Here is a 26,828-nt window from a genome sequence, read left to right as displayed (position 1 = left end):
CATAGGTGGAGCGTTTACATGGCCCGCGTGACGGTAGAAGATTGCGTTGACAAGGTACCCAACCGGTTCGAGCTGGTGATGCTCGCCGCTCACCGGGCGCGCGAGATCTCGTCCGGCGCGGCCATCACGGTCGATCGCGACAATGACAAGAACCCGGTCGTCGCCCTGCGCGAAATCGCCGAGGAGACCCAGTCCACCGACGAGCTGCGCGAACGCCTGATCGAGTCGAACCAGACCCAGATCGAGGTGGACGAGCCCGAGGACGATGCCATGGCACTGCTCATGGGTGCCGAGCAGGACAAGCCTCAGGAAGACGACATGTCCGAAGAGAAGCTGCTGCGCGCACTCATGGAGGCGCAGGGCCAGGGGTGACCCGCCACGCCGGACCGGAGGATGATCGCCCATGATCTCGGCCGATGACCTCATCGTCCTGGTCCGGAACTACAATCCGAAAACGAACGAAGCGCTGATCCGCTCGGCCTTCGATTACGGCCGCCAGATGCATGACGGGCAGGTCCGCAAGTCGGGCGAGCCCTATTTCACGCATCCGGTGGCTGTTGCCGCGATCCTGACCGAGCAGCAGCTGGACGATGCCACCATCGTCACCGCGCTGCTGCACGACACGATCGAGGACACCCGCTCGACCTATTCCGAGATCGCCGAACGCTTCGGCCATGAGATCGCCGACCTGGTCGACGGGGTCACCAAGCTGACCAACCTGCAGCTCTCCAGCTCCGAGACGCGGCAGGCCGAGAATTTCCGCAAGCTCTTCATGGCCATGTCCAAGGATTTCCGCGTGATCCTGGTCAAGCTGGCCGACCGGCTGCACAACATGCGCACGATCCGCGCCATGCGACAGGAAAAGCAGTTGCAGAAGGCGCGCGAGACGATGGAGATCTTCGCGCCGCTGGCCGGCCGCATGGGGATGCAATCCATGCGGGAGGAGCTGGAAGACCTCGCCTTCCGGGTGCTGAATCCCGAAGGGCGCTCCTCGATCATCCGGCGCTTCATCACACTGCAGAAGGAAACCGGCGACGTCATCCAGCGCATCACCAACGACATGCGCCACGAGCTGGAGAAGGCCGGGATCGAGGCCGAGGTGTTCGGCCGCGCCAAGAAGCCCTACTCGATCTGGCGCAAGATGCAGGAGAAGAAGATCGGCTTCTCGCGGCTGTCCGACATCTATGGCTTTCGCATCATCACCCAGAAGGATGCCGATTGCTACGCCACGCTGGGCGCCATTCACCAGCGCTGGCGCGCGGTGCCGGGGCGCTTCAAGGACTATATCAGCCAGCCCAAGTCGAACGGCTACCGCTCGATCCACACCACCGTTTCGGGGCGCGACGGCAAGCGGGTCGAGGTGCAGATCCGCACCCGCCAGATGCACGAGGTCGCCGAAACCGGCGTCGCCGCGCATTGGTCCTATCGCGACGGCGAGCGGGCCGAGAACCCCTTTGCCGTGGACCCGGCCAAGTGGATCGCCTCGCTGACCGAACAGTTCGACGCCGAGGAAGATCACGACGCCTTCATGGAGGCGGTCAAGCTGGAGATGTACACCGACAAGGTGTTCTGCTTCACCCCCAAGGGCGACGTGGTCAAGCTGCCCAAGGGGGCCACGCCGCTGGACTATGCCTATGCCATCCATACGCGGATCGGCTCGGCCTGCGTGGGCGCCAAGGTGGACGGGATCCGCGTGCCGCTCTGGACCCGGCTGAAGAACGGCCAGTCGGTCGAGATCATCACCGCCGAGGGCCAGACCCCGCAGGCCACGTGGCTGGACATCGCCACCACTGGCAAGGCCAAGACCGCGATCCGCCGCGCCCTGCGCGAAGCCAATCGCGAGCGATTCGTCCGGCTGGGCCGCGAACTGGCGCGCGCCGCCTTCGAGAATCACGGCAAGAAGGCCACCGACAAGGTGCTGGAAAAGGCCGCCGCGACGCTGCGCATGGATGACCGCTCGACGCTGCTGGCGCGGCTGGGCAGCGCCGAGATCACCGCGCGCGAGGTGGTCGAGGCGGTCTATCCCGACCTTGCCATCGAGGAGGACGGCGATGTCGAGGTCAAGCGCGCCGTGGTCGGGCTGGAACATGGCCAGGGATTCGAGCGCGCGCCCTGCTGCCAGCCCCTGCCGGGCGAGCGCATCGTGGGCCTGGCGCATCGCGGCCGCGGCGTGGCGGTGCATGCCATCGACTGCGCCACGCTGGCCGATTATGAGGACCAGCCGGCCCGCTGGATGGACCTGCACTGGGCCGCGGGCACCCATCCGCCGGTCTACACGGTCACGCTGGACCTGACGATCACCAACGATGCCGGGGTTCTGGGACATATTTGCACGTTGATCGGCGAGCGGAAGGCCAATATCTCGGACATGACCTTTGCAGACAAGAAACCGGATTTTTACCGACTTCTGGTGGATGTGGACTTGCGCGACGCGGAACATCTGCATTCCGTGATCTCGGCACTCGAAGCCGAGAGCGACCTTGCCTCGGTCGAGAGGCGGCGCGATCCCGGGTTGGCTGCGGCCCCCGCAGCGGCGGAGTGACGACGCGAGGAAAGGCAGGACGTGGTCTTCAAGCGACGCGACAGGCGACCGGTCTGGCAGATCCTCTGGGAGACGCTCTGGCCGAAAGGCGGATGGGCGCGCGCCGCGCGCTATGTGCGCCATCGTCTGAACCGCCTGCCCGACCCGCCCGAAAAGATCGCCCGCGGCATCTTTGCCGGCGTCTTCACCAGCTTTACCCCGTTCTACGGGCTGCATTTCGTGATCTCGGCGGCGCTGGCCTTCATCATGCGCGGCAACATGCTGGCGGCGATCCTGGCCACCTTCTTCGGCAACCCGCTGACCTACGTGCCGATCGGCGTCATCGCGATGAAGACCGGCTACTGGCTGCTGGGCCTGCAGGACCGCGTGCCGCCCGACCACAAGGGCAACCTCGGCCGGAAATTCATCAAGGCGGGCGAGGATCTCTGGGACAATCTGCGCGCGCTCTTCACCGCGCGCGACGCGAACTGGAACGACCTGCGCATCTTCTATGACGAGGTGTTCTTTCCCTACATGATCGGCGGGATCATCCCCGGCATCATCTGCGGGATCATCGCCTATTACGTTTCGCTGCCGCTGATCACCGCCTACCAGAACCGCCGCAAGGGCGTGCTCAAGGAAAAGCTGGCCGCACTCAAGAAAAAGAAGGCCGAGGGCCGCGCCGACTGAGACCGCTGTTCGCGCCGCTTTGGCGGTTTTCTTTCCCGCGGGGCCGGACTAGGTTTTGATCAAATCTCTGGAGGGCATCCGATGACCGAGTATGCGGGGCGTCTGCGCCTTGGCGTGAACATCGACCACGTCGCCACCGTGCGCAACGCGCGCGGCAGCGCCTATCCCGACCCGATCCGGGCCGCGAAACTGGCCGAGGCAGCCGGCGCCGACGGCATCACGGCACATCTGCGCGAAGATCGCCGCCATATCTCGGATGCCGATATCGAGGGGCTGATGGGCGCGCTGGCCCTGCCGCTGAACTTCGAGATGGCCGCGACCGAGGAGATGCAGAAGATCGCCCTGCGCCACAAGCCGCACGCGGTCTGCATCGTGCCCGAGAAGCGCGAGGAGCGCACCACCGAGGGCGGGCTGGAAGTGGCCCGCGAAGAGAACCGGCTGGCGCATTTCATCGCCCCCCTGCGCGAGGCCGGCTGCCGCGTGTCGATCTTCATCGCCGCCGATGCCCGCCAGATCGAGGCCGCGCACCGGATCGGCGCGCAGGTGATCGAGCTGCACACCGGCGCCTATTGCGATTTCCACGCCGAGGGCGATCTCGCTGCCCGCGATGCCGAGCTGGAGCGCATGCGCGAGATGTCGGCCCTGGCGCATTCGCTGGGGCTCGAGGTCCATGCCGGGCACGGGCTGACCTACGAGACCGTCATGCCCGTCGCCGCCTTCCCCGAGGTGATGGAGCTGAATATCGGCCATTTCCTGATCGGCGAGGCGATCTTCCGCGGGCTGCAGCCGGCCATCGCCGAGATGCGCCGCCTGATGGACGTGGCCCGCGCCGAGGGCTGAGTAATGGGACGTTCCCTGCCCGCGACCGCATGCTAACCTGATCCGCGAATCCACCCCCTGCCGGAGCACCGCGCCGCCATGATCCGCCTTGCCGCCGTCCTGAGCCTCGGGCTCGCCACCGCCAGCGCCGGCTGGGCGGACACTGACATGCCCTCGGTCGAGGTGTCGGACTGCGACTGGCAGGCCAGCGCGCGCAACATCGTGGAGCCATGGGAGGACAACAGCCGCACCTTCTCGAACGGCAAGACCCGCATCGCCTTTCTCGACACGATCGAGCCCGCCGCCGGCTGGGCCTACCTGCTGGTGCTCTCGCCCCCCTTCGCCGAGCTGGGCGACCGCCAGTGCAAGGTGATCGGCACGAACGGGATGGGCTTTTCCGGGATGCGCTTCGACGAGCTGACCGCCAGCTACGACCCGGCCACCGGGCTGACTTTTGCCGTGCCGGTGCAGATCTACCAGCTGGGCCATGAACAGCTGGTCTGGACGACGCTCAGCTTCACCCTGAACCAGGCCACCGGCGAGATCCGCGGCGAATTGCTGCTGTGACCGGACGGACCATCTGCACATGATCCTCGGCATCGGAACCGACCTGGCCAATATCGAGCGGATCGAGCGCACGCTCGAGCGCTTCGGAGACCGGTTCCGCAACCGTGTCTTCACTGAGACCGAGCAGGCCAAGGCCGAGCGTCGCGCCGACGTGGCGGGCACCTATGCCAAGCGCTGGGCCGCCAAGGAGGCCTGCTCAAAGGCGCTGGGAACCGGGCTGCGCATGGGCATCGCCTGGAAGGACATGTCCGTCACCAACCTGCGCAGCGGCCAGCCGGTGATGCACGTGACCGGCTGGGCGCAGGAGCGTCTTGCCGCCATGACGCCCGCCGGGTTCGAGGCGATCATCCACGTCACCCTGACCGACGACCACCCCTGGGCGCAGGCCTTCGTGGTGATCGAGGCGCTGCCCGAGGGCACCGTCGCCCCGGGGGCTGCGATTGGCTGATCGCCGGAGGCAGGCGCGCCCGCGACCGACCTGTCGCCTTGACACGCCCTGCCCTGCCGCCCATGAAGCGCGGGATCGCGCGGGCAAGGGGCAGATGCATGGCAAGTGACGAGAAAAAGGGCGGCATTCTGGAGACGATCAAGACGATCGTCTATGCGCTGCTGATCGCGGGCATCTTCCGCACCTTCCTGTTCCAGCCCTTCTGGATCCCGTCCGGCTCGATGAAGGACACGTTGCTGATCGGCGATTTCCTCTTCGTCAACAAGATGGCCTATGGCTATTCCTACGCCTCCTGCCCCTCGATCATCATCCCGCGCTTCGGCATCGACATCGACGCGCAGGATTTCTGCGGCTGGGCCGATGGCGACAACACGCGCCTGTTCGGCGGCGAGCCGCAACGCGGCGACGTGGTGGTCTTCCGCCACCCGGTCACCGGGCGCGACTTCATCAAGCGGCTGGTCGGCCTGCCCGGCGAACGGCTGCAGGTCCGCAGTGGCGTGCTGCACATCAATGACGCGCCGGTCGAGGTCGTGCCCGACGGCATCTTCGAGGAGATCGCGGCACCGCAAGGCCCGCAGCGCCTGCGCCCGCGCTGCTCGAACGGGCCGGTCGGCCCCGGCGGCGTCTGCGAGAAGCAGAAATTCATCGAGACCCTGCCCAACGGCCACAGCCATTCGATCCTGAACATCGCCAGCCAGGGCTCGGACAACACGCCGGTCTATACCGTGCCCGAGGGGCATTACTTCTTCATGGGCGACAACCGCGACAATTCCTCGGACAGCCGCGTGCCCAATATCGCCGGCGGTGTCGGCTTCGTGCCCTATGAAAATCTCGTGGGCCGCGCCGGCCGCGTCATGTTCTCGTCCGCCGGGCGGTCCATGCTGTTCTTCTGGACCTGGCGCGGCGATCGGTTCTTCAAGAAGATCGAATGAAGGTCGCCGCCGAGCTGATCGCGCTGCAGGAGCGGCTGGGCTACCGTTTCGCGGATCCCCGCCTGCTGCGGCGTGCGCTCACCCATGCCTCGATGTCGGGGCCCGGGCGCGACGACAACCAGCGGCTGGAATTCCTCGGCGACCGCGTGCTGGGCCTCGTGATGGCCGAGGCGCTGCTGGCCGGCGATCCCGGCGCCACCGAGGGCCAGCTGGCCCCGCGCTACAACGCGCTGGTGCGCAAGGAGACCTGCGCCGATGTCGCGCGGCAGGTCGACCTGGGTGCCGCGCTCAAGCTGGGCCGGTCCGAGCAGATGTCCGGCGGGCGCCGCAAGATGGCGCTTCTGGGCGACGCGACCGAGGCGGTGATCGCGGCGGTCTATCTCGATGGCGGCTTTGCCGAGGCCAAGGCGCTGATCCTGCGGCTCTGGGGCGCGCGGATCGCCAATGTGGACGAGGACAGCAAAGACGCCAAGACCGCCTTGCAGGAATGGGCGCAGGCGCGTGGCCTGCCGCCGCCAGCCTATCGCGAGACCGGCCGCTCGGGCCCCGATCATGCCCCCGTCTTCACGATCGAGGCGCAGCTCTCCAACGGCGAAAGCGCCGCCTCCAGCGCCAAGTCCAAACGGCAGGCCGAACAGGCCGCGGCCCGCGCCCTGCTGGACCGGCTGGACTGAGCGACGCGCAGGGCCCGGCCTCTGGCATCGGGTCGCGATCCGCGATAGCGCGGTCCCGGAAAGGAGACCGCCCATGCCCCGATTGTTCCGCCCCGGCCCGCGCGCCGTCATGGACCTGCGCACATGATGGCGCTGCGCACGCCGAGACGCGCAGTGAGCGCCGTCTTCCTGTTCAACGGTGCGCTGTTCGGGGTCTGGGCCTCGCGCATCCCGGCCTTCAAGACGCGGTTCGACCTGAGCGAGGACATGCTGGGCCTGCTGCTGCTCTGCCTTGCGCTGGGGGCCATCCTGTCCTTCCCGGTGGCGGGCGGGCTGATCGACCGGCTGGGCGCGCTGCGTGTCACCCGCTGGACGGCCATGGCCTATCTCGCCGCGCTGCTGGCGCTCCCGCTTGCGCCCTCCGTGCCGGTGCTGGCAGCGGTCCTGCTGCTCTTCGGTGCAACCCATGGCGCGATGGACGTGGCGATGAATGGCTGGGCCGCCGAGGTGGAACGTCACCTTGCCCGACCCACGATGAATTTCTTCCACGCCATGTTCAGCCTTGGCGCCGGCTTGGGGGCCGGGGCGGGCTACCTGGCCGTGCAGTCGGGGCTGGCACCGGTGGCGCATTTCTGGCTGGCCGGTGGCGCGGTGGCGGTGCTGACCCTGCCTTTCGCCTGGATCGCCTGGCACTCGGCCCGCAGCGGCGGCGGCGCGGTCTTCGCCCTGCCCCGCGGGCCGCTGGTGCTGGTCGGGCTGATCGCCTTCAGCGCCTCGATCGGCGAAGGCGCCATGGCGGATTGGAGCGCCGTCTTTCTCGCCACCGAGCTTTCGGTCACCGAGGCGCAGGCGGCCCTGGGCTACGCGGTCTTCTCGGTCGCAATGGTGGCGATGCGGCTGGCCGGCGACCGCGCCGTACAATGGATGGGCCCGGTGCGCACCGCGCGGCTCTTCGGCGCCGTCGCGGCACTGGGCGTGGTGACCGCGGTCGCGGGCGGGACGTTCTGGCTGGCGCTGGCGGGGTTCGCGCTGATGGGGCTGGGCTACGCGGTGATCGTGCCGCTGGCCTTCTCGCGCGCGGCCAACGACCCCGACGTCTCGCCCGGGCGCGCGCTGGCCAGCGTGGCCACGCTGGGCTATGGCGGCATGCTGCTCGGCCCGCCGGTGATCGGCTTCGTCGCCGCGGCCACCTCGCTGCAGGTGGCGCTGCTGCTGCTGGCGGGCTTCGCCCTGCTGATCGTTGCCTTGGCCGCACGGCTGCGCACCCCGTGACCGTCATGCCCCATGGCGTCCGACGCGAAAATGCGCTACTGCAGCGCGCCACCAGACGAGAGCACACATGACCACCAAGGCCGGTTTCATCGCCCTGATCGGAGAGCCCAACGCGGGCAAATCCACGCTGACCAATCGCATGGTCGGCGCCAAGGTCTCCATCGTGACCCACAAGGTCCAGACGACACGCGCGCGGATCCGCGGCGTGGCGATCGAGGGCGACAGCCAGATGGTCTTCGTCGACACGCCGGGCCTGTTCCGCCCGCGCCGCCGGCTGGACCGAGCGATGGTCGCCGCGGCCTGGGGCGGGGCCGCCGATGCCGATATCGTGGTGCTGCTGGTCGAGGCGCATCGCGGAATGACCGACGGGGTGGCGCGCATCCTCGAGGGGCTGGCCGAGCTGCCGCGGGGCCGTCGCGTGGCGCTGGCCATCAACAAGATCGACCGGGTGGAGGCGCCGGCGCTGCTGGCCCTGACCGAGGCTCTGAACGAGCGCTACGCCTTCGAGCGCACCTTCCTGATCTCGGCCGAGAAGGGCCACGGGGTCGAGGACCTGCGCCGCTGGCTGGCCGAGGAACTGCCCGAGGGGCCGTGGCTCTACCCCGAGGACCAGATCGCCGACCTGCCGCTGCGCATGATCGCGGCCGAGATGACGCGCGAGAAACTGACGCTGCGGCTGCACCAGGAACTGCCCTACCAGCTGACGGTCGAGACCGAGAGCTGGCAGGAACGCAAGGACGGCTCGGCCCGGGTCGACCAGATGATCTACGTGGTCCGCGACGGCCACAAGGGAATCGTGCTGGGCCACAAGGGCGAAACGATCAAAGCGATCTCGAAGGCGGCGCGCGAAGAGCTGGAGGAGTTCCTGGGCCGGAAGGTGCACCTGTTCCTGCAGGTCAAGGTACGCGAATCCTGGCTCGAGGAGGCGGAGCGCTATTCCGAGATGGGCCTTGATTTCCGGGACGGCAATGCCTGAGACCTCTCCACCCGCGCAGGCAAATTCCGTGGACGGAATTTGCAAATTTCGTGAACGAAATTTGCGCGCGCCTGTGGGACGGGGGCGGTCATGAGCCGGCTGACCGCGCGCTTCTGGGTGGACGCCTACCTGGCGCGGCTACGGCTGGTGGACATCCCGGCCTTCGTCGTGGCCCATGGCGATGACACGGCTGGCGCGGTGCTGGTCAAGCTGGCCACGCTGGATGGTCAGGCGCGGGCCTTCACCCGCGGGTTCGACCTCGAGACCGGCGCGCGCCGCTGGTCCGAGCTGGTCGCGGGCGACGAGCCCGGCGTCGACGCGGCCATCGCCCGCCAGCGCCGCGCCGATCCCGATCTCTGGGTGATCGAGGTCGAGGACCGGCAGGGGCGGCACCTGCTGGACGAGGACGGGCTGGCATGACCTTGCCGGCACGCCATGCCCCGCCCATCTAAGCGCCATGGAGTGGCGCGACACCGGGATCCTTCTGGGCACACGGAAACATGGCGAAAGCGGCCTGATCCTCGACGTGTTCACGCCCGGGCATGGCCGGCATGCGGGCATCGTGCGCGGCGGCGCCTCGCGCCGGCAGGCCCCGATGCTGCAGCCCGGCGCGCAGCTGGACCTTGCCTGGCGCGCGCGGCTCGAGGACCACATGGGCACCTTCACGGCCGAGCCGCAGCGCGCGCGGGCCGCCATCGCCATGTCCCACCGGGTGACGCTGGCCGGGCTGAACGCGGTCACCGCGCTGCTGACCTTCTGCCTGCCGGAACGCGAACCCCATCCCGGTCTCTACCGCCGCACCGAAACCCTTCTGGACCTGCTCGACCAGGTCACGCTCTGGCCGCTGGCCTACCTCCGCTGGGAGCTGGCCCTGCTCGAGGAGATGGGCTTCGGGCTGGACCTGTCATGCTGCGCCGTCACCGGCGCCACCGAGGGGCTGACCCATGTCTCGCCGAAATCCGGACGCGCGGTGACGCGGGCGGGCGCCGGGGCCTGGGCCGACCGGCTGCTGCCCCTGCCCGAGGTGCTGCTGGGCCACGGCGCGGCCGAGGATGCCGAGATCGTCCAGGCGCTGGGGGTGACGGGGCATTTCCTGTCGCATCATCTTGCCGCCTCGCTGGGCGACCGGCCGCTGCCCGCGGCGCGCGCCGCCTTCGTCGAACGGCTCGACCGGCAGGCGCGCCGATGAGGGGCGCGCGCGGAACACCTTTCGCCGCCGGTCGTTACCCGCTAGGACGGAGACGATGAAGCTGAACCTGCCGAATATCCTGACGGTCCTGCGCCTGCTCGCCGCCCCCGGCGTGGCGGTGATGTTCCTGTATTTCTCGCGCCCCTTCGCCGACTGGGCGGCATTGCTGCTCTTCGTGGGCGCTGCCGCGACCGACTGGTTCGACGGCCACCTGGCGCGCACCTGGAAGCAGGAGACCAAGCTGGGCGCAATGCTGGACCCGATTGCCGACAAGGCGATGGTGGTCATCGCGCTGATGGTGATCGTGGGCTATTCCTCGATGTCGCCCTGGCTGGTGCTGCCCGCTACGGTGATCCTGTTCCGCGAGGTCTTCGTCTCGGGACTGCGCGAATACCTCGGCGACACGGCCGGCACGCTGAAGGTGACCAAGCTGGCCAAGTGGAAGACCACCGCGCAGATGGTGGCGATCGCCGTGCTCTTCGCGCAGGGCGTCTTTGAACACTATCTCGGCATGTCGAGCTACGGGATGGACCAGGCCATGTTCGACGAGGTCATGGCCGGCCGCGTCCCGGACGAGCTGGGCCTGCGCTGGAAATATACCGGCATGATCTGGGCCGGGCATATCGGGCTGGCGCTGCTCTGGATCGCCGCCGCGCTGACCCTGATCACCGGGATCGACTATTTCCGCAAGGCCGCCCCGCATCTCAAGGAGGAGAGCTGATGGAGGTGCTCTATTTCGCCTGGGTCCGCGAGCGGATCGGCCTGCCGAAGGAGCGGGTCGAGACCGGGGCCGCCACCGTGGCCGAGCTGGTCGAGGAGCTGCGCGCCCGCGAGGATCGTTATGCCATGGCCTTCTCGGATCTGGGCGCGCTGCGCGTGGCCGTGGACCAGGAGCTGGCCGATTTCGATGCGCCGCTGGACGGCGTGCGCGAGGTCGCCTTCTTCCCGCCGATGACCGGGGGCTGAGATGGGCGCGCCGCGCATCCGCATCGTCGTGCAGCAGGCGCCCTTCGATTTCGGCGCCGAGGCCGACCGGTTTGCCGCCGGGCGCACGGATCTGGGCGCCGTGGTCACCTTTACCGGGGTGGTGCGCGACGCGGATGGTGACCTGCAGCGCATGGAGATCGAGCATTATCCCGGCATGACCGAGAAGGCGCTGGAGGCCATCGCGCAGGAGGCCGCGACCCGCTGGTCGCTGGGCGAGGTGCTGGTGATCCACCGGCATGGCCCCCTGCAGGCGGGCGAGCGCATCATGATGGTCGCCACCGCCGCGCGGCACCGCAAGGCGGCCTTCGAGGCGGCCGATTTCCTGATGGATTACCTGAAATCCCGCGCGCCCTTCTGGAAGAAGGAACATGGCGCGGACGGCGCGGGCTGGGTCGCGGCCCGGGACGAGGACGAGGCAGCGCTGCGTCGCTGGTGACCCCTTTCCGCCGCGCCCCGATTGCGGCTAAGTCATGCGCAGCGTTGCTTCACCGGATCCGTCCATGCCGTTCCAGAGGGTCAAGCCCGAGAAACTCTCCTCTGCCGTTGTCGAGCAGATCGAACTGTTGATCCTGCGTGGCGTGCTGCGCCCGGGCGAACGACTGCCCTCCGAGCGCGAGCTGTCCGAGCGGCTGGGGGTGTCGCGCCCCTCGCTGCGCGAGGCGGTGTCCGAGCTGCAGGCGCGCGGGCTGCTGGATGCGCGGGCGGGAGCGGGGATCTATGTCTCGGACGTGCTGGGATCGGCCTTCTCCGAGGCGCTGATCGGGCTTTTCGCCAACCATGACGAGGCGGTGTTCGACTACCTGTCCTTCCGGCGCGACATGGAGGGGCTGGCGGCCGAGCGCGCTGCAAAGCTCGGCACGGCGACCGACCTGGAGGTCATCAACGCTCTGTTTTCCAAGATGGAAATCGCCCATGGCAAGCGCAACCCGGCCGAGGAGGCGCAATTGGATGCGGATTTCCACCTGGCGATCATCGAGGCCAGCCACAATGTCATCATGCTGCACATGATGCGCGCCATGTACCAGCTGCTGCGCGAGGGCGTGTTCTACAACCGTCAGATCATGTTCAAGCAGCGCACCACGCGCGAGGCGCTGCTGGACCAGCACCGGGCGATCAACGACGCGCTGCAGGCGCGCGACCCGGGCGCGGCGCGGGCGGCGGTGGAGGCGCATCTGGGCTATGTCGAGGCGGCGCTCTTTGCCGATCGCAAGGCCGAGGCGAACGAGGCGATCGCCCGCCAGCGGCTGCGCCGCGAGATCGACCGGGGCTGAGACCCGCGCTCTGGAATGCGCCGTTTCGTACGAAACGGGCCGGATTTTCGTCATTTCGGGCAGCACCCTGCCCGCCACGATCAGACCCGGGATCCGGGCAGCAAAAAACCCGGGCGCGTGCGCCCGGGCCAGTGCTCTGTCAGACTGAGTGGAAGGAGGACTCAGCCCTTCGAGAATTCGGGATAGGCTTCCATGCCCAGCTCGGCCATGTCGAGACCGTTGATCTCTTCCTCTTCGCCGACACGGATGCCCATGGTGGCCTTGAGGATCAGCCAGACGATGCCCGAGGTCACGAAGACGAAGGCGCCGATGGCCGCGATGCCGATGATCTGGGTCACGAAGGAGGTGCCTTCGGTGTAGAACGGAACCGCGAGGGTGCCCCAGATCCCGGCCAGCAGGTGGACCGGGATGGCGCCGACCACGTCGTCGATCTTCATCTTGTCCAGCATCGGGACCGAGAAGACCACGATGACGCCGCCGATGGCACCGATCCACAGCGCGCCGAAGAGCGTCGGGTCGAGCGGGCCGGCGGTGATCGACACGAGGCCGGCCAGCGCGCCGTTCAGCGTCATGGTCAGGTCCGGCTTCTTGTACATGATCTGCGTCAGCAGCAGCGCGGCAACGGCACCCGAGGCGGCGGCCATGTTGGTGTTGGCGAAGATGCGGGACACGTCGGTCACGTCACCCACGGTGCCCATGGCCAGCTGCGAGCCGCCGTTGAAGCCGAACCAGCCCAGCCACAGGATGAACGTGCCGAGCGTGGCCAGTGCCAGGTTCGAACCGGGCATCGGGACCGTCTTGCTGTCCTTGGTGTACTTGCCGATCCGCGGGCCGAGGATGAGCGCGCCTGCAAGGGCGGCAAAGCCACCGGCCGCGTGCACCAGGGTCGAGCCGGCGAAGTCCGAGAAGCCGGCTTCGGACAGCCAGCCGCCGCCCCACTGCCAGGACGCCTCGATCGGGTAGATCAGGCCGGTCAGGATGACGACGAAGATCAGGAAGGGCCACAGCTTGATGCGCTCGGCCAGCGTGCCCGAGACGATCGAGGCGGTGGTGGCGCAGAACATCAGCTGGAAGAAGAAGTCCGACCCGGCCGACGCGTAGTCGAGCGCGGCGTCCTCGGCGGCAAGGCCCACCGGCTCCAGCGAGGTCACCGCGAAGAACGGTCCCAGCCAGCCCTCGATCAGCCATTCACCGGGATACATGATCCCGAAGCCGATCAGCCAGTACATGATCGCCGCGATCGAGAAGAGCGCGATGTTCTTGGTCAGCTGCATGGTCACGTTCTTGGACCGCACGAGGCCGGCCTCGAGCATGGCAAAGCCCGCGGCCATCCAGAACACGAGGAAGCCGCCGATCAGGAAGAGCAGCGTGGTGAAGATATAGGGGTTGATGTCCGGCGCCGCGGCCGCTTCGGCAGCCTCGGCCGCCTCCTGCGCGAAGCCGAGCGTCGGAGCGGCCATCATCAGGGCCACCGGCGCGAATGTCTTGAGCAGTTTCATATATGCGATTCCCTCTTGTATCCCTGGTCGCGTCAGAGCGCGTCTGCGTCGGTTTCGCCGGTGCGCACCCGCACGGCCTGGCTCACGTCGAGTACGAAGATCTTGCCGTCGCCGATCTTGCCGGTCTGGGCAGTGGTCTTGATGGTCTCGATCACCTGATCGGCCATGGCCGCAGACACGACGATTTCGAGCTTGATTTTCGGCACGAAATTCACGGCGTATTCGGCGCCGCGGTAGATTTCGGTATGGCCGGATTGAGAGCCGAAGCCCTTGATTTCCGTTACCATCATGCCGCGCACGCCGATCCCGGTAAGCGCTTCCCGCACTTCCTCCAGCTTGAACGGCTTGATCGTTGCAATGATCAGTTTCACCTTGGTCCCCTTTGGTCGCGCGGAGGCTGCCCCCGCCTTGGCCCCTGCAGAAAAGAGGCCGGAGGCGGGGAAATAGAAGGAAAAGCGCGCTTTCCGGCCGGCTTCATCCTGGGTTTGCGTATAATTTTTGTGCATTATTTGATTGTCGCCCACTTTTTAGGCGTAAAATAAAGCCTGGCGCGGGTCGGGGATGGTCAACATTCCCCGGCAGACGCGGTATTGTCGGGACAACAAAAGTACGGGCAGCGTTTTCTCATGAGTACCAATGGACGGAAGCCGAAGCGGCTTGTCGCGGATCGTCGCTATCCGAAATCCCCCGGCCCCAAGGCCGCGGGCAAGGGGCAGGCCAAGCCGGCTCCCAAGCGCAAGCCGGCGCGCAAACCCGCGCGCAAGCCCGCCCGCCAACGCCGGGGGCCGATCGGGCTGATCACCGCGCTGGTCCGCTGGATCCTGCGGCTGGTCTGGCGCGTCACCCTGTCGGCCACAGTGGTCGTGGCGCTGATCATCGGCGCGGCGGTCTGGTACGTGCATTCCACCCTGCCCGAGGCCTCGGCGCAGGTGGACGGGCGGGCCCGCGGCTCGGTCACGCTGCTCGACCGGCGGGGCGAGGTCTTTGCCCTGCGCGGCGACCAGTTCGGCGGCGTGGTGACCGCCGACAGCGTCTCGCCGCATCTGAAGAACGCGGTGGTCGCCACCGAGGACCGGCGCTTCTATCGCCATTTCGGGGTCTCGCCGCGCGGCATCGCGGGCGCCATCCGCATCAACCTGAGCGAGGGGCGCAGCGCGCTGTCGGGCCATGGCGGCTCGACTATCACGCAGCAGACCGCCAAGCTGCTCTGCCTGGGCACGGTCTTCGATCCCGAGGAATGGGACAGCGAGGCCGATTACATCGCCGATTGCCGGCGCTCGTCACTGGCGCGCAAGGCCAAGGAAGCCATCTACGCCATGGCGATGGAGGCCAAGTACAGCAAGAACGAGATCCTCTCGATCTATCTCAACCGTGCCTATATGGGCGGCGGGGCCTACGGGGCCGAGGCGGCGGCACAGCGCTATTTCTCGAAACCCGCCGCGGCGCTGAACCCGGCCGAGGCGGCGATGATCGCGGGGCTTCTGACCGCGCCGACGCGGCTCGCTCCGACCTCGAACCTCAAGCGCTCGCAGGACCGGGCGGCCACGGTGCTGCGCCTGATGCACGAGCAGGGCTATCTGAGCGAGGCCGAGATGACCCGCTACCAGAACCAGCCCGCCACCTTGTCCGAGGCGGCCGGCGGGCTGAAGGGCGGCTATTTCGCCGACTGGGTGATGCAGTCGGGCCCGGAATTCTTCACCCGCGACACGACCGAGGACGTGGTGATCGCCACCACCTTCGATCCCCGGCTGCAGGCCGCGACGGCCGCGGCGGTGGACAAGGTGTTCTCGGAGAAGGTGCGCGAGGGGTCCGAGGCCGAGGTGGCCGTGGTGGTGATGACCGCCGATGGCGCGGTGCGCGCGATGGTGGGCGGGCGCGACACGGATGCCACGGGGCTGTTCAACCGCGCGTCGCAAGCGGTGCGGCAAACCGGCTCTGCCTTCAAGCCCTTCGTCTATGCCACCGCGCTGGAGCTGGGGCATTCGCCGCTGGACACGGTGGTGGACGAGCCCTTCTGCATGAACATCCCCGGTTCGGGCCAATGGTGCCCCGAGAATTACACGCGCAATTACAAGGGCCGTGTGACGCTGACCGACGCGCTGAAACACTCGTTGAACATCCCCGCGGTGAAGGTCTCGGAATCGGTGGGGCGCGACCTGGTGATGCGCGTGGCGCGGGATTTCGGCATCGTGCGCGATCTGCATGATACGCCGGCCATGGCGCTCGGCACGTCCGAGGCCACGCTGATCGAGATGACCGGCGCCTATGCCGGCATCCTGAACGGCGGGTCGTCGGTCACGCCCTACGGGCTGCGCGAGCTGCGCCTGCGCGGCGACAATGATGCGCTGATGGGTGCGGGCGGCGGCATCGGCGAGCGGGTGATCCGCCCCGGCGCGGCGGCGCAGCTGACCTGGATGATGGAGAAGGTTGTCTCGGAAGGCTCGGGCCGGCGGGCGCGGCTGGGCGAGCGCCCGGCGGCAGGCAAGACCGGCACCAGCCAGGAGGCGCGGGATGCATGGTTCGTGGGCTTCACCGCCGATTACGTGGCCGGTGTCTGGATGGGCTATGACGACAACACGCCGCTGACCGGGGTGACGGGCGGCGGCCTGCCGGCCGAGATCTGGGGCGAGGTCATGACCCGGGTGCACGAGGGGCTGCCCGTGCGCCCCCTGCCGATGGAGGCCCCGGCCCGCCCCGTGGCCGCGCCCGAGCCGCGCCAGCAGGCGCCGCAGCCCGCGCCGCAGGTCGATGATCGTGGTCGGGAACGGGTGCGCGAGGGCGTGCTGCAGCAGGTGCTGCGCGACATCTTGGGCGGCAACTGAGCCGCCGGCGCCCGCAGGATGGCCAAGCCACCCTGCGGGCCGGGATCAGCCCGCCTTGCGCAGGTCGGCGATCATCGCGTCGATATCGCCGCGGCGCCGGTCGAGCATGGCGCCGATCTCGGAGCGTTCGGTCAGCAGCATGTTCACCCCCTCGATATAAAGGTTGAAGAACCTGTTGTTGTCCGAGACGTGGAAATCGACCGCGAAGGGCGACTCGCCCGGCAGGTAGGCGGTGGTGCCCACCTGGTAGTAGTTCTTGACCCGCTTGACCCCGGTCACCTCGAGCTGGCCGCCGCGGAACTCGCGGAAGCGCGCGCCATACTTGCGCGAGATGTAACCGGTGAAGGCCTCGGTGAAGGCGGCGCGCTGCGCGTTCGAGGCGCGCCGCGCATCGACCCCCATCGCATAGGCCGCGATGGTGCGGGTATCGGCGTATTTCTTGAAGATCCGCTCGAAATCGCCGTACATGGCGCGCTCGGACTTGCCCGAGGCGATGACGCGGTTGATCTCGCCCACCAGCCCGTTGACCATGCCGCGCGCCTGGCTCTCGGTCAGGGCATGGGCGGTGGCAGGCAGCGCGGCGCAGGCCGCGGCACCGTACAGAAAATGACGGCGGGTCAGCTGCAGGGTCATCTCAAAATCCTTCCGTATCAATCGCCATCGGGTCGATCTCGCCGCCCGGGGCATCCTCTCCAAGTTCGAACCGGCGGTTCTGCAGGTAGATCAGGCGCAGCTGGGCATAGCCGTCGGCGCTGTCATACAGAACATCCTCGACCGCGCCAGAGTAGCGCGCACGCTCGCCGACCGTGTCCAGCGCGCGTGCCGCGGTGCCCACGTAGCGTTGCGGCCTTGGAACAACGTAACTCAGCGGGTCGGTGAAAAGATCCACGACCCGCCCGGCCGTGTCGCGCTCGGTCGAGGGGCCGATCAGCGGCAGGGTCTGGTAGGCGCCCTCGGGCACGCCCCAGACCGCCAGCGTTTCGCCGAAATCGGATTCGTCCCGCTCCAGCCCCAGCTCTGAGGCGAAATCGCCCAGCCCCCCGAAGCCCAGCGTGGCATTGAGCGAGAAGCGCAGCGTGTTGCGCGAGGCGGCCCCCAGCCGGCCCTGCAGCACCTGGTTCACCACCGTGCGCGGCAGCGAGACCGTGTCGGCGAAATTGCCGACCAGCAGCTGGAAATCCTGCGCCACGGGGCCGGGCTCGCGTGTCTCGCGCCGCGAGCCGCTGAAAAAGGCCTGATCCACGTTGCGGTTGAAGGCGTGGACCTTGCGATTGGTCGCCTCGTAGGGGTCGTGGATCCCGTCGGGCGCCTCGCCCGGCCCGGGGACCGAGCAGGCCGCGACGGCCGAGACGAGGCTGGCTGCGAAAACCGCACGCATGGCACGCATCTGCTGCGCTCCTTGATCAAATGGCTTTGGGAAACCGGCCGATTTCCCTACAAGACGATTTAGTAGCATATTCCCGGGACCCATCCATGGATGCCTTATTAATCCGGCTTGTGGCATATCGGCGACAAGAAAGACCAGCACACATGGCAGACAGGCGGCCCGGAACACGATCGAAGGCGGACAGGCGCTCATGAGTACGACACGAAAGAATACCGGCCTCGACGAGTTGAAGGCGGCGCGGCGTCAGAGCCGGCCCTATTACTGGTTCGTCGCGATTTTCAGCTTCTTCGTGAACCTGCTGATGCTGACCGGCCCGCTCTACATGCTGCAGGTCTATGACCGCGTGCTGGGCTCGCGCTCGGAGGCGACGCTGATCGCGCTGTCGGTGCTGGTGGTCTTCCTCTACTCGATGATGGGGATCCTCGACTATGTGCGCGGCCGTGTCATGGGCCGGGTGGCGGCCCGGTTCCAGAACGCGCTGGATCTGCGGGTCTTCGACGCGGTGGTGCGCCGCTCGGCGGTGCAGCCGGACGAGCTGGCCCAGACCGGGCTGCGCGACCTCGAATCGATCCAGCGCCTGATGTCCTCGCCCGTGCTGATGGCCGGGTTCGACATCCCCTGGACGCCGGTCTTCCTGATCGCCATCTCGATCTTCCATCCGTGGCTGGGCCTTCTGGCGTTGACCGGCGGCGCGGTGCTGGTGGTGATCACCGTGGTCAACCAGTGGGTCACCCGCGCGCCCGCGGTGAAGTCCAACATGGCCGTGATGCAGGCCGAGAAGACCGCCGAGCAGATCCGGCAGGAGGCCGAGATGGTGCAGGCGCTGGGGATGCGCCGCTTTGCCTTCCTGCGCTGGATGCAGGCGCGGGCCGCCTCGCTCGAGGGGCAGATCAAGAGCGCGGACCTGACCGGCACCTTCACCACGATGACCAAGTCCTTCCGGCTGCTGCTGCAATCGGCCATGCTGGGTCTGGGCGCCTACCTCGTTCTGCAGAACGAGCTGACGCCGGGGGCGATGATCGCGGGCTCGATCCTGACGGGCCGTGCGCTGGCACCGATCGAGCTGGCCATCGGGCAATGGGCGCTGGTCGAGCGGGCGCGCAAGGGCTGGGCCAACCTGGCCCAGCTGCTGAGCGAGGTGCCGCCCGAGGCGGAGCGCACCGCGCTGCCGCGGCCCAAGGCGCAGCTGGACGTGCAGCAGCTGACCGTGGTGCCGCCGGGCGAGCAGCAGGCGGCGCTGCGGCTGGTCTCGTTCAGCCTGGCCCCGGGGCAGGCCGTCGGCGTCATCGGGCCGTCGGGCTCGGGCAAGTCGACGCTGGCGCGCGCGCTGACCGGCATCTGGCGACCGGCGGGCGGCAAGATCCGGCTCGACGGTGCCTCGCTGGACCAGTACGGCCCGGACGTGCTGGGCCAGCACGTGGGCTACCTGCCGCAGCGCGTCACGCTGTTCGACGGCACCATCGCCGAGAATATCGCCCGCCTGTCGCCGCAGCCCGATGCCGAACAGGTGGTCGCGGCGGCGCAGAAGGCCGATGCGCATGAGATGATCCTGAAACTGCCGCAGGGCTATGACACGCGGGTCACCGCCGCGGGCGGGCGACTGTCGGGCGGGCAGATGCAGCGCATCGGGCTGGCCCGCGCCATGTATGGCGACCCGGTGCTGCTGGTGCTGGACGAGCCGAATTCCAATCTCGACAACGAGGGCTCGGAAGCGGTGAACAAGGCGATCCGCAGCTTCAAGGAGCAGGGCAAATCGGTGCTGATCATGGCGCACCGGCCGGCGGCGATCCGTGAATGCGACCTGTTGCTGATGATCGAGGGCGGCAGCCGCGCGGCTTTCGGGCCCAAGGACGAGGTGCTGCGCAAGATGGTGCAGAACCACCAGCAGATCCAGCAGAATGCCGGCCCGGGAGGGGTGAGATGAGCGAGACCCAGAAATTTTCCCTGCGCGCGCCCATGACGCTGGGCCTGATCGCGCTGGCCATCCTGGTGGGGGGCTTCGGCACATGGGCCGCCACCACCAATATCTCGGGCGCGATCATCGCCTCTGGCTCGATCGAGGTGGACCAGAACCGGCAGGTGGTTCAGCATCCCGATGGCGGCGTCGTCTCGGAGATCCTCGTGGACGAGGGCGACACGGTGGCCGCGGGTGACGTGCTGATCAAGCTGGACCCGACGCTGCTGCGCTCGGAGCTGACCATCGTCGAGGGCCAGTATTACGAGCTGATGGCGCGGCGCGCCCGGCTGCAGGCCGAGCGGGATGTCTCGGAGGAGATCGTCTTTCCCGAGGCGCTGCTGGAGCGGGCCGAGACCGATGCCGAGGTGGCCGAGCTGGTCGACGGGCAGCGCAACCTGTTCATCGCGCGGCGCGATTCGGTGGCGCGCGAGATCGAGCAGCTGGACAAGCGCGGCGACCAGATCCGCGACCAGGTGCTGGGCATCGAGGCGCAGCAGACCGCCCTGTCCGAGCAGCTGGAGCTGATCGAGACCGAGCTGGTCAACAAGGAGGAGCTGCTGGCCGGCGGGCTGACCCGGGCCAGCGAGGTGCTCGCGCTGCAGCGCGAGAAGTCGCGCCTGTCGGGCAGCGTGGGCGAGCTGACGGCGCAGAAGGCGCAGGCCGAGGGCCGCATCACCGAGCTGGACATCCAGATCCTCGGCCTCGAGACGCGGCGCCGCGAGGAGGCCATCACCGAGCTGCGCGACCTGCAGTTCCGCGAACGCGAGCTGGCCGAGCGCCGCCGTTCGATCAAGGAGCAGCTGACCCGGATGGAGATCACCGCGCCGGTCTCGGGCGTGATCTACGGGCTGACGGTCTTTGCCGAACGCTCGGTCATCCGGCCGGCCGACCCGGTGCTGTTCATCGTGCCGCAGGACCGGCCGCTGGTGATCGCCGCGCAGGTGGAGCCGATCCATATCGACCAGCTTTTCGTCGACCAGGAGGTGTCGCTGCGCTTCTCGTCGCTGGACCAGCGGCGCACGCCCGAGCTGTTCGGCACGGTGGTGCAGATCTCGGCCGACGCGTTCGAGGACGAATCCTCGCGCATCCGCTATTACCGGGCCGAGATCGTGCTGAGCGAGGGGGAGCTTGAACGGCTGCCCGAGGGCTCGACCCTGATCCCCGGCATGCCGGTGGAGGCCTTCATCCGCACTGAGGACCGCACGCCGCTGGCCTATCTGGTCAAGCCCTTCACCGACTATTTTGCCAAGGCCTTCCGCGAAAGCTGACACAGTGTCCTGTCAGAAGGAGCGCCTTGCGGCGCGCAGGGCCTCTCGTCCGGCGGGGCTGCGCCCGCCGGCCTCGGCCGCGCGTGGCCGGCCTGACGCCCCTGCCGCCGGGCCGCGCCCGTGGCACGGTTTCCTGCCTGCGGGGGATTTCCTTTGCCCCGGCAGGCGTCTAGCGTCGCGCGCGAACAGCCCTGCAAGGAGAGCGCCATGAGCAATGCCGTCGAAACCCGCCTGAGCGAGCTGGGCCTGAGCCTGCCGGATGCCCCCGCCCCGGCCGCGAATTACGTGCCCTACGTGACCAGCGGCAATCTCGTCTTCGTCTCGGGCCAGGTCAGCATGTCCGATGGCGCGCTGATCACCGGCAAGCTGGGGGCCGAGCTGGACGTGGAGGCCGGGGCCGACGCGGCGCGGCATTGCGCGCTGAGCCTGCTGGCACAGGTGCGCGCGGCCTGCGGTGGCGACCTGTCGCGGCTGACCCGGGTGGTCAAGCTGACCGGCTTCGTCAACTCCACCCCCGAATTCGGTGACCAGCCCAAGGTGATCAACGGTGCCTCGGACCTCCTGGTCGAGGTGCTGGGCGATGCGGGCCGGCATTCGCGCTCGGCCGTGTCGGCGGGCGCCCTGCCCTTCAACGTGGCGGTCGAGATCGAAGGCATCTTCGAGATCGCGTGATGACGTCCCTGCCCGAGCCCTTCCTGAGCGTCCCGCTGGCCCATCGCGCGCTGCATGACCGCGCGGCGGGCCGGCCCGAGAACTCGCGCGCCGCGGTGCGGGCCGCGATCGAGGCGGGCTACGGGATCGAGATCGACCTGCAGCTGTCGCGCGATGGCGTGGCCATGGTGTTCCACGACGAGACGCTGGACCGGCTGACCGGCGAGAGCGGGCCGGTCCGCGCCCGGGATGCCGACGCGCTGGCCCGAATCGCGCTGTCGGGCGGCGACGAGGGGATCCCGACCCTGTCCGAGATCCTGCAGATCGTGGGCGGGCGCGTGCCGCTGCTGGTCGAGATCAAGGACCAGGATGGCGCACTGGGCCCCGGGGTTGGCGCGCTGGAGGAGGCCGCGGCCGCAGCGCTGTCCGGCTATGCCGGGCCGGTGGCCTGCATGTCCTTCAACCCGCACAGCATGACCGCGCTGGGCCGGGCCGTGCCCGCCCTCCCGCGCGGCCTGACCACCTGCGCCTTTGCCGCCGCGGACTGGCCGGAGGTGCCCGAGGAGCGGCGCGCCGCGCTGACCGCGATCGGTGACCTGTCGCGCGTGGGCGGCTCTTTCGTCAGCCATGACCACCGCGCGCTGGACGCGCCGCGCCTGGCCGAGATCCGGTCCGAGGGGCTGCCGGTGCTGACATGGACGATCCGCTCGCCCGCGGAAGAGGCAGCGGCGCGGCGGGTGGCGGACAACATCACCTTCGAAGGCTACGCGCCTTGAACCCCGGGCCGGGCATGCCAGATTGCCTTGTGCCATGACCGATCAGAGCCACGCCCCCATCGTCACGGTCGACGCGCTGTCCGACCTGTCGCAGATCGCCCAAGCGGATTGGGATGCCTGCGCCTGCCCCGAGGCGGCCGAGGGGCGCCCGGTCGACCCGTTCACCACCTACCGGTTCCTCAAGGCGCTGGAGGATAGCGGCTCGGTCGGGCCGGGCACCGGCTGGGAGCCGCATTACCTCGTGGCGCGGATGGAGGAGCAGGTGATCGCGGTGGCGCCGCTCTATGCCAAGGGGCACAGCCAGGGCGAGTACATCTTCGACCACAGCTGGGCCCATGCGCTGGAGAATGCGGGCGGGCGCTATTACCCCAAGCTGCAGATCGCGGTGCCCTTCACCCCGGCGACCGGGCGGCGGTTTCTGACACGGCCGGGGCTGGAGGCGACGGGCCTGTCGGCGCTGGTGCAGGGGGCGATCCAGTTCGCCGAGAATTACGGGCTGTCTTCGCTGCACGCGACCTTCTGCACGCGGGCAGAGGCCGAGGCCGGCGAGGAGATGGGCCTGCTGCGCCGCACGACCCAGCAATTCCACTGGTACAATCGCGACTATGCCGATTTCGACGCCTTCCTGGCCTCGCTGAGTTCGCGCAAGCGCAAGAACATCCGCAAGGAACGCCGCACCGCGCAAGATTTCGGCGGCAGGATCCACATGCTGACCGGCGATGCCATCCGCCCCGAGCACTGGGACGCGTTCTGGATCTTCTACCAGGACACCGGCGCGCGGAAATGGGGCTCGCCCTACCTGACGCGGGAGTTCTTCGAGATCGCGCAGGCCGAGCTGCGCGACGACATCGCGCTGGTCATGGCCGAGCGGGACGGCGACTATGTGGCCGGTGCGCTGAACTTCATCGGCCGCGAGGCGCTTTTCGGCCGATACTGGGGCTGCGTCGAGGATCATCCCTGCCTGCATTTCGAAGCGTGTTACTATCAGGCCATCGATTTCGCCATTGAACACGGGCTGAAAAGGGTCGAGGCGGGGGCGCAGGGCGAGCACAAGCTGGCGCGCGGGTATCTGCCGGCAGAGACCCATTCGCTGCACTGGCTCGCCGATGCAGGGTTCCGCGACGCGGTGGCCCGTTATCTCACGGCGGAACGCGCCGCGGTGGGCGAGGATATCGAGATCCTCACCGCCTATGGGCCGTTCCGCAAGGACAGGCAGGAGGAACAGGAATGACCGAGAAACTGTCGGATACCGCCCGCAAGACGGTGCTGGAGCCGCTTTTTGCCACCGGCTGGGCCATGGTCGACGGCCAGGACGCGATCCACAAGACCTTCGAGTTCGAGAATTTCGTGGCCGCCTTCGCATGGATGACCAAGGCCGCGCTCTATGCCGAGAAATGGGATCACCATCCCGAATGGTCGAATGTCTACAACAAGGTCGAGGTCACGCTGACCACGCATGACGTGGGCGGGCTGTCCTCGCTCGACGCCAAGATGGCGCGCAAGCTGGACGGGCTCAGCTGAGCCCACGTGAAACGGGGGCGGCCGGGCGCACCGGCCGCCCGCCCCGACTCAGATCGCCGAGAGCATGGCCTCGCCGCCCGAGACCTCGCAGGTGCCCGGGCTGTCCTCGGCCTGCAGCAGCTTGATCATGCCGTCCTCGACATACATCGCGTAGCGCTTGGACCGGTCGATCAGCCCGGCCGGCGGGGCCGAGAAATCCATGCCCATCGCCTTGGTGAAGGACGCATCGGCATCGCCGAGAAAGGTCAGCCCGGCCTCGGTCGCGCCGGTGGACTTGCCCCAGGCATCCATCACGAACGGGTCGTTGACCGAGATGCAGATGATCTCGTCCACGCCCTTGTCGTCGAAATCGGCCTTGGTGCGCATGAAGCTGGGCACATGGGCCGTGGTGCAGGTGCCCGTGAAGGCCCCCGGCAGCGCGAAGATCACCACCTTGCGGCCCTTGGTCAGGCTGTCCAGATCGACCGTCTCGGGGCCATCGGCGCCCATCCGCACCAGCTTTGCCTCGGGCAGCTTGTCGCCCACCGAAATCACCATTGTCCCGTATCTCCTTGCGTTTGCGTTTCCTGATGACGGGACTATAGCCTAGCCGCGGAACAAACAAATGGCGGAGGAGCAGATGAGCGGTGTTGTGGTGATCGGGGCCGGGCAGGCGGCGGCCTCGCTCGTGGCGCGGCTGCGCGCGCAGGGCTATCGTGATCCGGTGACGGTGATCGGCGAGGAACCCGTGGTGCCCTACCAGCGCCCGCCCTTGTCCAAGGATTACCTGCTGGGCAGGATGACGCTGGACCGCCTGTTCCTGCGGCCCGAGAGCTTCTATGCCGACAATGACGTGACGCTGCACCTGTCGGACACGGCGGTGGCGATCGACCGCGCCGACCAACAGGTCGTGGCGGGGGGCCACAGCTTTGCCTATGACCAGCTGGCGCTTTGCACCGGGTCGGTGCCGCGGCGCCTGCCCGCCGCCATCGGGGGCGAGCTGGAGGGGGTGCACGTGGTGCGCACCCTGCGCGACGTGGACGCGATGGCGCCGCGCTTCACCAAAGGCGCGCGCGTGCTGATCGTGGGCGGCGGCTATATCGGGCTGGAGGCCGCGGCGGTGGCCGCGAAACTGGGCCTGAAGGTCGTGCTGGTCGAGGCGGCCGAGCGCATCCTGCAACGCGTCGCCGCGCCCGAGACCTCGGACTATTTCCGCGATCTGCATGCCGCGCAGGGCGTCGACATCCGCGAGGGCACCGGGCTGGTCCGCCTGCTGGGCGACACCCATGTGACCGGGGCCGAGCTGGGCGACGGGAGCACGATCGAGATCGATTTCGCCATCGTGGGCGTGGGCATCACGCCGGCCACGGCGCTGGCCGAGGCGGCGGGGCTGGAGATCGACAACGGCATCAGCGTGAACGCGCTGGGCCAGACCTCGGACCCGCGGATCTGGGCGGCCGGCGACTGCGCCTCCTTCCCGGCGGGCGATGCGCGGATGCGGCTGGAATCGGTGGGCAACGCGATCGACATGGGCGAGCTGGTGGCCGACAACATCATGGGGGCCGGCCGGGCCTACGTGGCCAAGCCGTGGTTCTGGTCGGACCAGTATGAGTGCAAGCTGCAGATCGCCGGGCTCAACACCGGCTATGACCGGATCGTCACGCGCAAGGCCGAGGGCGCACAGTCGCATTGGTACTATGCCGGTGACAAGCTGCTTGCGGTGGACGCGATGAATGACAGCCGCGCCTACATGGTCGGCAAACGCCTGATCGAGGCGGGCAAGAGCGCCGACCCCGCCGTGGTCGCCGACCCCTCCGCCAATCTCAAGCCGCTGCTCAAGGCGTGAGGATCATCGCGGGCGACTGGCGCGGCCGGCGGCTGGCCGCCGTGGGCAGGGGCGATGCCGGCGCGCATCTGCGCCCCACCACCGACCGGGTGCGCGAGGCGCTGTTCAACATGCTGGCCGGCGGGCGCTTCGGCGATCCCTTCGAGGGCGCGCGCGTGCTGGACCTCTTTGCCGGCACCGGGGCGCTGGGGCTGGAGGCGCTGTCACGCGGCGCCACCTCCTGCAGCTTCGTCGACCGGGGCCGCGTTGCCTTGCGCCTGTTGCGGCAGAATGTCGAGCTTCTGGGCTGTGCCGACCGGGCGCGTGTCCTCGGCTGCGACGCCACGCGCCTGCCCCCGGCCGAGGCGCCCTGCGCGCTCGTCTTCCTCGATCCGCCCTATGGCGCGGGGCTGGGCGAGACCGCGCTGAGCGGGGCGCAGGCGCAAGGCTGGCTGGCCCCGGGCGCGCTGATCGTCTGGGAGGAAAGCGCCCCGCAACCCGCGCCGCCGGGCTTTGACGCGGTCGAGACACGGCGCTACGGCGACACCCATGTCACGCTGCTGCGCGCGTCCGGGGGCGCGACCTGACACGGCGATGCTGCGCGGCGGGCGCCGATCTGCTATGCTGATCCCATGTTTGCTGCATCTCTCAATTGGTCCCTGCCCGCGGCACGGGCCGAGCCGCGCGACACCCCGGCGCCCGCCCCGCCACCGCTGCCACGCGGCCCGCTGCTTGTCAGCGATTGCGCCTCGCCGCTGGGCGGCTCGACCCTGCTGCACCTGCTGATGCGCCCGCCCAATCCCGAGGATCCCTGAGAG

The 26,828-nt window shown here is 68.3% G+C and carries 31 protein-coding genes; 26 read left to right on the top strand and 5 right to left on the bottom strand.

Going from position 1 to position 26,828, the window contains the following annotated elements; translation table 11 throughout:
- Window positions 1-18: 18 nt before the first annotated feature.
- The 16 genes from rpoZ (at window position 19) to AVJ23_RS08120 (ending at window position 12,325) form a co-directional block, all read left to right on the top strand.
- Complete coding sequence (rpoZ, locus tag AVJ23_RS08195; RefSeq protein ID WP_058861692.1) at window positions 19-372, top strand: DNA-directed RNA polymerase subunit omega; 354 nt, start codon at window positions 19-21, stop codon at window positions 370-372.
- A gap of 31 nt (window positions 373-403) precedes the next feature.
- Window positions 404-2,542, top strand: a complete 2,139-nt coding sequence (locus AVJ23_RS08190; protein ID WP_058861691.1) for a RelA/SpoT family protein — start codon at window positions 404-406, stop codon at window positions 2,540-2,542.
- A gap of 21 nt (window positions 2,543-2,563) precedes the next feature.
- On the top strand, window positions 2,564-3,211 hold the full coding sequence (locus tag AVJ23_RS08185; RefSeq protein ID WP_058861690.1) for a DUF2062 domain-containing protein: 648 nt from the start codon (window positions 2,564-2,566) through the stop codon (window positions 3,209-3,211).
- A gap of 81 nt (window positions 3,212-3,292) precedes the next feature.
- The gene (locus tag AVJ23_RS08180) at window positions 3,293-4,051 is read left to right on the top strand and encodes a pyridoxine 5'-phosphate synthase (protein ID WP_058861689.1); all 759 of its coding nucleotides are present in this window, start codon (window positions 3,293-3,295) and stop codon (window positions 4,049-4,051) included.
- A gap of 78 nt (window positions 4,052-4,129) precedes the next feature.
- Complete coding sequence (locus tag AVJ23_RS08175; RefSeq protein ID WP_058861688.1) at window positions 4,130-4,597, top strand: hypothetical protein; 468 nt, start codon at window positions 4,130-4,132, stop codon at window positions 4,595-4,597.
- A gap of 19 nt (window positions 4,598-4,616) precedes the next feature.
- Window positions 4,617-5,045, top strand: coding sequence for a holo-ACP synthase (gene acpS / locus AVJ23_RS08170; RefSeq protein WP_058861687.1), 429 nt, complete (start codon window positions 4,617-4,619; stop codon window positions 5,043-5,045).
- A 98-nt stretch (window positions 5,046-5,143) separates the two neighbouring features.
- Entirely contained in the window at window positions 5,144-5,977 is an 834-nt protein-coding gene (lepB, locus tag AVJ23_RS08165) for a signal peptidase I (RefSeq protein ID WP_058861686.1), read from the top strand.
- Window positions 5,974-6,651 carry a ribonuclease III gene (gene rnc, locus AVJ23_RS08160; protein ID WP_058861685.1) on the top strand — a complete coding sequence of 226 codons (678 nt, stop codon included), beginning with the start codon at window positions 5,974-5,976 and terminating at the stop codon, window positions 6,649-6,651. Before lepB ends, rnc begins: the two co-directional genes overlap by 4 nt.
- 123 nt (window positions 6,652-6,774) lie before the next feature.
- Window positions 6,775-7,902, top strand: coding sequence for an MFS transporter (locus AVJ23_RS08155; RefSeq protein WP_058861684.1), 1,128 nt, complete (start codon window positions 6,775-6,777; stop codon window positions 7,900-7,902).
- A 67-nt stretch (window positions 7,903-7,969) separates the two neighbouring features.
- Window positions 7,970-8,878, top strand: a complete 909-nt coding sequence (gene era, locus AVJ23_RS08150; protein ID WP_058861683.1) for a GTPase Era — start codon at window positions 7,970-7,972, stop codon at window positions 8,876-8,878.
- A gap of 90 nt (window positions 8,879-8,968) precedes the next feature.
- Complete coding sequence (locus AVJ23_RS08145; protein WP_058861682.1) at window positions 8,969-9,298, top strand: DUF1491 family protein; 330 nt, start codon at window positions 8,969-8,971, stop codon at window positions 9,296-9,298.
- Window positions 9,299-9,335: 37 nt separating this feature from the next.
- On the top strand, window positions 9,336-10,067 hold the full coding sequence (recO, locus tag AVJ23_RS08140) for a DNA repair protein RecO (protein ID WP_058861681.1): 732 nt from the start codon (window positions 9,336-9,338) through the stop codon (window positions 10,065-10,067).
- A 55-nt stretch (window positions 10,068-10,122) separates the two neighbouring features.
- Entirely contained in the window at window positions 10,123-10,788 is a 666-nt protein-coding gene (pgsA, locus tag AVJ23_RS08135; RefSeq protein ID WP_058861680.1) for a CDP-diacylglycerol--glycerol-3-phosphate 3-phosphatidyltransferase, read from the top strand.
- Window positions 10,788-11,033, top strand: coding sequence for a molybdopterin converting factor subunit 1 (gene moaD / locus AVJ23_RS08130; RefSeq protein ID WP_058861679.1), 246 nt, complete (start codon window positions 10,788-10,790; stop codon window positions 11,031-11,033). Before pgsA ends, moaD begins: the two co-directional genes overlap by 1 nt.
- Window position 11,034: 1 nt before the next feature.
- On the top strand, window positions 11,035-11,490 hold the full coding sequence (locus tag AVJ23_RS08125) for a molybdenum cofactor biosynthesis protein MoaE (RefSeq protein ID WP_437176750.1): 456 nt from the start codon (window positions 11,035-11,037) through the stop codon (window positions 11,488-11,490).
- Window positions 11,491-11,554: 64 nt separating this feature from the next.
- Complete coding sequence (locus AVJ23_RS08120) at window positions 11,555-12,325, top strand: FadR/GntR family transcriptional regulator (RefSeq protein ID WP_058861678.1); 771 nt, start codon at window positions 11,555-11,557, stop codon at window positions 12,323-12,325.
- 161 nt (window positions 12,326-12,486) lie between these two features.
- On the opposite strand, the gene AVJ23_RS08115 is transcribed toward AVJ23_RS08120, so the two are convergent.
- Both AVJ23_RS08115 and AVJ23_RS08110 read right to left on the bottom strand, forming a co-directional pair.
- Window positions 12,487-13,824: an ammonium transporter gene (locus AVJ23_RS08115; RefSeq protein ID WP_058861677.1), complete on the bottom strand. Its 1,338-nt coding sequence runs from the start codon at window positions 13,822-13,824 to the stop codon at window positions 12,487-12,489.
- Window positions 13,825-13,856: 32 nt separating this feature from the next.
- Window positions 13,857-14,195, bottom strand: a complete 339-nt coding sequence (locus tag AVJ23_RS08110; protein WP_058861676.1) for a P-II family nitrogen regulator — start codon at window positions 14,193-14,195, stop codon at window positions 13,857-13,859.
- 255 nt (window positions 14,196-14,450) lie between these two features.
- On the opposite strand from AVJ23_RS08110, the gene AVJ23_RS08105 reads away from it, so the two are divergent.
- The gene (locus tag AVJ23_RS08105) at window positions 14,451-16,646 is read left to right on the top strand and encodes a transglycosylase domain-containing protein (protein ID WP_058861675.1); all 2,196 of its coding nucleotides are present in this window, start codon (window positions 14,451-14,453) and stop codon (window positions 16,644-16,646) included.
- A gap of 45 nt (window positions 16,647-16,691) precedes the next feature.
- Here AVJ23_RS08105 and AVJ23_RS08100 read toward each other — a convergent pair whose 3' ends face one another.
- Both AVJ23_RS08100 and AVJ23_RS08095 read right to left on the bottom strand, forming a co-directional pair.
- Window positions 16,692-17,279 (bottom strand): MlaC/ttg2D family ABC transporter substrate-binding protein, encoded by a 588-nt coding sequence (locus tag AVJ23_RS08100; protein WP_205626843.1) that lies wholly within the window; start codon window positions 17,277-17,279, stop codon window positions 16,692-16,694.
- Window position 17,280: 1 nt separating this feature from the next.
- Window positions 17,281-18,033 carry an MlaA family lipoprotein gene (locus AVJ23_RS08095; protein WP_058861674.1) on the bottom strand — a complete coding sequence of 251 codons (753 nt, stop codon included), beginning with the start codon at window positions 18,031-18,033 and terminating at the stop codon, window positions 17,281-17,283.
- Window positions 18,034-18,223: 190 nt separating this feature from the next.
- On the opposite strand from AVJ23_RS08095, the gene AVJ23_RS08090 reads away from it, so the two are divergent.
- The 6 genes from AVJ23_RS08090 to AVJ23_RS08065 all read left to right on the top strand — a co-directional run bounded on the left by AVJ23_RS08090 (window position 18,224) and on the right by AVJ23_RS08065 (window position 24,206).
- Window positions 18,224-19,957, top strand: coding sequence for a type I secretion system permease/ATPase (locus tag AVJ23_RS08090; protein ID WP_058861673.1), 1,734 nt, complete (start codon window positions 18,224-18,226; stop codon window positions 19,955-19,957).
- Window positions 19,954-21,258, top strand: a complete 1,305-nt coding sequence (locus AVJ23_RS08085) for an HlyD family type I secretion periplasmic adaptor subunit (RefSeq protein WP_058861672.1) — start codon at window positions 19,954-19,956, stop codon at window positions 21,256-21,258. The genes AVJ23_RS08090 and AVJ23_RS08085 overlap by 4 nt, the downstream gene beginning before the upstream one ends.
- Before the next feature lie 207 nt (window positions 21,259-21,465).
- Window positions 21,466-21,930: a RidA family protein gene (locus tag AVJ23_RS08080; protein ID WP_058861671.1), complete on the top strand. Its 465-nt coding sequence runs from the start codon at window positions 21,466-21,468 to the stop codon at window positions 21,928-21,930.
- Entirely contained in the window at window positions 21,927-22,685 is a 759-nt protein-coding gene (locus AVJ23_RS08075; RefSeq protein WP_169795931.1) for a glycerophosphodiester phosphodiesterase family protein, read from the top strand. The genes AVJ23_RS08080 and AVJ23_RS08075 overlap by 4 nt, the downstream gene beginning before the upstream one ends.
- Window positions 22,686-22,719: 34 nt before the next feature.
- On the top strand, window positions 22,720-23,916 hold the full coding sequence (locus AVJ23_RS08070) for a GNAT family N-acetyltransferase (RefSeq protein WP_058861669.1): 1,197 nt from the start codon (window positions 22,720-22,722) through the stop codon (window positions 23,914-23,916).
- A complete protein-coding gene (locus AVJ23_RS08065) occupies window positions 23,913-24,206 on the top strand; it encodes a 4a-hydroxytetrahydrobiopterin dehydratase (RefSeq protein ID WP_058861668.1) in 294 nt (97 codons plus the stop codon). The genes AVJ23_RS08070 and AVJ23_RS08065 overlap by 4 nt, the downstream gene beginning before the upstream one ends.
- Before the next feature lie 48 nt (window positions 24,207-24,254).
- Here AVJ23_RS08065 and AVJ23_RS08060 read toward each other — a convergent pair whose 3' ends face one another.
- Entirely contained in the window at window positions 24,255-24,743 is a 489-nt protein-coding gene (locus AVJ23_RS08060; protein WP_058861667.1) for a peroxiredoxin, read from the bottom strand.
- Between the two features lie 82 nt (window positions 24,744-24,825).
- Here AVJ23_RS08060 and AVJ23_RS08055 point away from each other — a divergent pair, with 82 nt between their 5' ends.
- From AVJ23_RS08055 to AVJ23_RS08045, 3 genes are read left to right on the top strand one after another with little or no spacing between them, the layout of a single operon-like run.
- Window positions 24,826-26,031 (top strand): NAD(P)/FAD-dependent oxidoreductase, encoded by a 1,206-nt coding sequence (locus tag AVJ23_RS08055; protein ID WP_058861972.1) that lies wholly within the window; start codon window positions 24,826-24,828, stop codon window positions 26,029-26,031.
- Window positions 26,028-26,597 carry a 16S rRNA (guanine(966)-N(2))-methyltransferase RsmD gene (gene rsmD / locus AVJ23_RS08050; RefSeq protein WP_058861666.1) on the top strand — a complete coding sequence of 190 codons (570 nt, stop codon included), beginning with the start codon at window positions 26,028-26,030 and terminating at the stop codon, window positions 26,595-26,597. The genes AVJ23_RS08055 and rsmD overlap by 4 nt, the downstream gene beginning before the upstream one ends.
- A gap of 45 nt (window positions 26,598-26,642) precedes the next feature.
- Complete coding sequence (locus AVJ23_RS08045; protein ID WP_058861665.1) at window positions 26,643-26,825, top strand: hypothetical protein; 183 nt, start codon at window positions 26,643-26,645, stop codon at window positions 26,823-26,825.
- Window positions 26,826-26,828 lie beyond the last annotated feature (3 nt).

The sequence above is a fragment of the Pseudoponticoccus marisrubri genome, assembly GCF_001482405.1.
Classification (GTDB): Bacteria; Pseudomonadota; Alphaproteobacteria; order Rhodobacterales; family Rhodobacteraceae; genus Pseudoponticoccus; species Pseudoponticoccus marisrubri.
Note: the sequence above shows the minus strand (reverse complement) of the source record. Positions and strands in the feature narration are given on the sequence as shown.

Bases quoted from the DNA above. Each gene is read 5' to 3' on its own strand.
- rpoZ (WP_058861692.1), top strand. From the start codon at position 19: ATGGCCCGCGTGACGGTAGAAGATTGCGTTGACAAGGTACCCAACCGG.
- AVJ23_RS08190 (WP_058861691.1), top strand. From the start codon at position 404: ATGATCTCGGCCGATGACCTCATCGTCCTGGTCCGGAACTACAATCCG.
- AVJ23_RS08180 (WP_058861689.1), top strand. From the start codon at position 3,293: ATGACCGAGTATGCGGGGCGTCTGCGCCTTGGCGTGAACATCGACCAC.
- AVJ23_RS08175 (WP_058861688.1), top strand. From the start codon at position 4,130: ATGATCCGCCTTGCCGCCGTCCTGAGCCTCGGGCTCGCCACCGCCAGC.
- acpS (WP_058861687.1), top strand. From the start codon at position 4,617: ATGATCCTCGGCATCGGAACCGACCTGGCCAATATCGAGCGGATCGAG.
- lepB (WP_058861686.1), top strand. From the start codon at position 5,144: ATGGCAAGTGACGAGAAAAAGGGCGGCATTCTGGAGACGATCAAGACG.
- rnc (WP_058861685.1), top strand. From the start codon at position 5,974: ATGAAGGTCGCCGCCGAGCTGATCGCGCTGCAGGAGCGGCTGGGCTAC.
- AVJ23_RS08155 (WP_058861684.1), top strand. From the start codon at position 6,775: ATGATGGCGCTGCGCACGCCGAGACGCGCAGTGAGCGCCGTCTTCCTG.
- era (WP_058861683.1), top strand. From the start codon at position 7,970: ATGACCACCAAGGCCGGTTTCATCGCCCTGATCGGAGAGCCCAACGCG.
- AVJ23_RS08145 (WP_058861682.1), top strand. From the start codon at position 8,969: ATGAGCCGGCTGACCGCGCGCTTCTGGGTGGACGCCTACCTGGCGCGG.
- recO (WP_058861681.1), top strand. From the start codon at position 9,336: ATGGAGTGGCGCGACACCGGGATCCTTCTGGGCACACGGAAACATGGC.
- pgsA (WP_058861680.1), top strand. From the start codon at position 10,123: ATGAAGCTGAACCTGCCGAATATCCTGACGGTCCTGCGCCTGCTCGCC.
- moaD (WP_058861679.1), top strand. From the start codon at position 10,788: ATGGAGGTGCTCTATTTCGCCTGGGTCCGCGAGCGGATCGGCCTGCCG.
- AVJ23_RS08125 (WP_437176750.1), top strand. From the start codon at position 11,035: ATGGGCGCGCCGCGCATCCGCATCGTCGTGCAGCAGGCGCCCTTCGAT.
- AVJ23_RS08120 (WP_058861678.1), top strand. From the start codon at position 11,555: ATGCCGTTCCAGAGGGTCAAGCCCGAGAAACTCTCCTCTGCCGTTGTC.
- AVJ23_RS08115 (WP_058861677.1), bottom strand. From the start codon at position 13,824: ATGAAACTGCTCAAGACATTCGCGCCGGTGGCCCTGATGATGGCCGCT.
- AVJ23_RS08105 (WP_058861675.1), top strand. From the start codon at position 14,451: ATGAGTACCAATGGACGGAAGCCGAAGCGGCTTGTCGCGGATCGTCGC.
- AVJ23_RS08100 (WP_205626843.1), bottom strand. From the start codon at position 17,279: ATGACCCTGCAGCTGACCCGCCGTCATTTTCTGTACGGTGCCGCGGCC.
- AVJ23_RS08095 (WP_058861674.1), bottom strand. From the start codon at position 18,033: ATGCGTGCCATGCGTGCGGTTTTCGCAGCCAGCCTCGTCTCGGCCGTC.
- AVJ23_RS08090 (WP_058861673.1), top strand. From the start codon at position 18,224: ATGAGTACGACACGAAAGAATACCGGCCTCGACGAGTTGAAGGCGGCG.
- AVJ23_RS08085 (WP_058861672.1), top strand. From the start codon at position 19,954: ATGAGCGAGACCCAGAAATTTTCCCTGCGCGCGCCCATGACGCTGGGC.
- AVJ23_RS08080 (WP_058861671.1), top strand. From the start codon at position 21,466: ATGAGCAATGCCGTCGAAACCCGCCTGAGCGAGCTGGGCCTGAGCCTG.
- AVJ23_RS08070 (WP_058861669.1), top strand. From the start codon at position 22,720: ATGACCGATCAGAGCCACGCCCCCATCGTCACGGTCGACGCGCTGTCC.
- AVJ23_RS08065 (WP_058861668.1), top strand. From the start codon at position 23,913: ATGACCGAGAAACTGTCGGATACCGCCCGCAAGACGGTGCTGGAGCCG.
- AVJ23_RS08060 (WP_058861667.1), bottom strand. From the start codon at position 24,743: ATGGTGATTTCGGTGGGCGACAAGCTGCCCGAGGCAAAGCTGGTGCGG.
- AVJ23_RS08055 (WP_058861972.1), top strand. From the start codon at position 24,826: ATGAGCGGTGTTGTGGTGATCGGGGCCGGGCAGGCGGCGGCCTCGCTC.
- AVJ23_RS08045 (WP_058861665.1), top strand. From the start codon at position 26,643: ATGTTTGCTGCATCTCTCAATTGGTCCCTGCCCGCGGCACGGGCCGAG.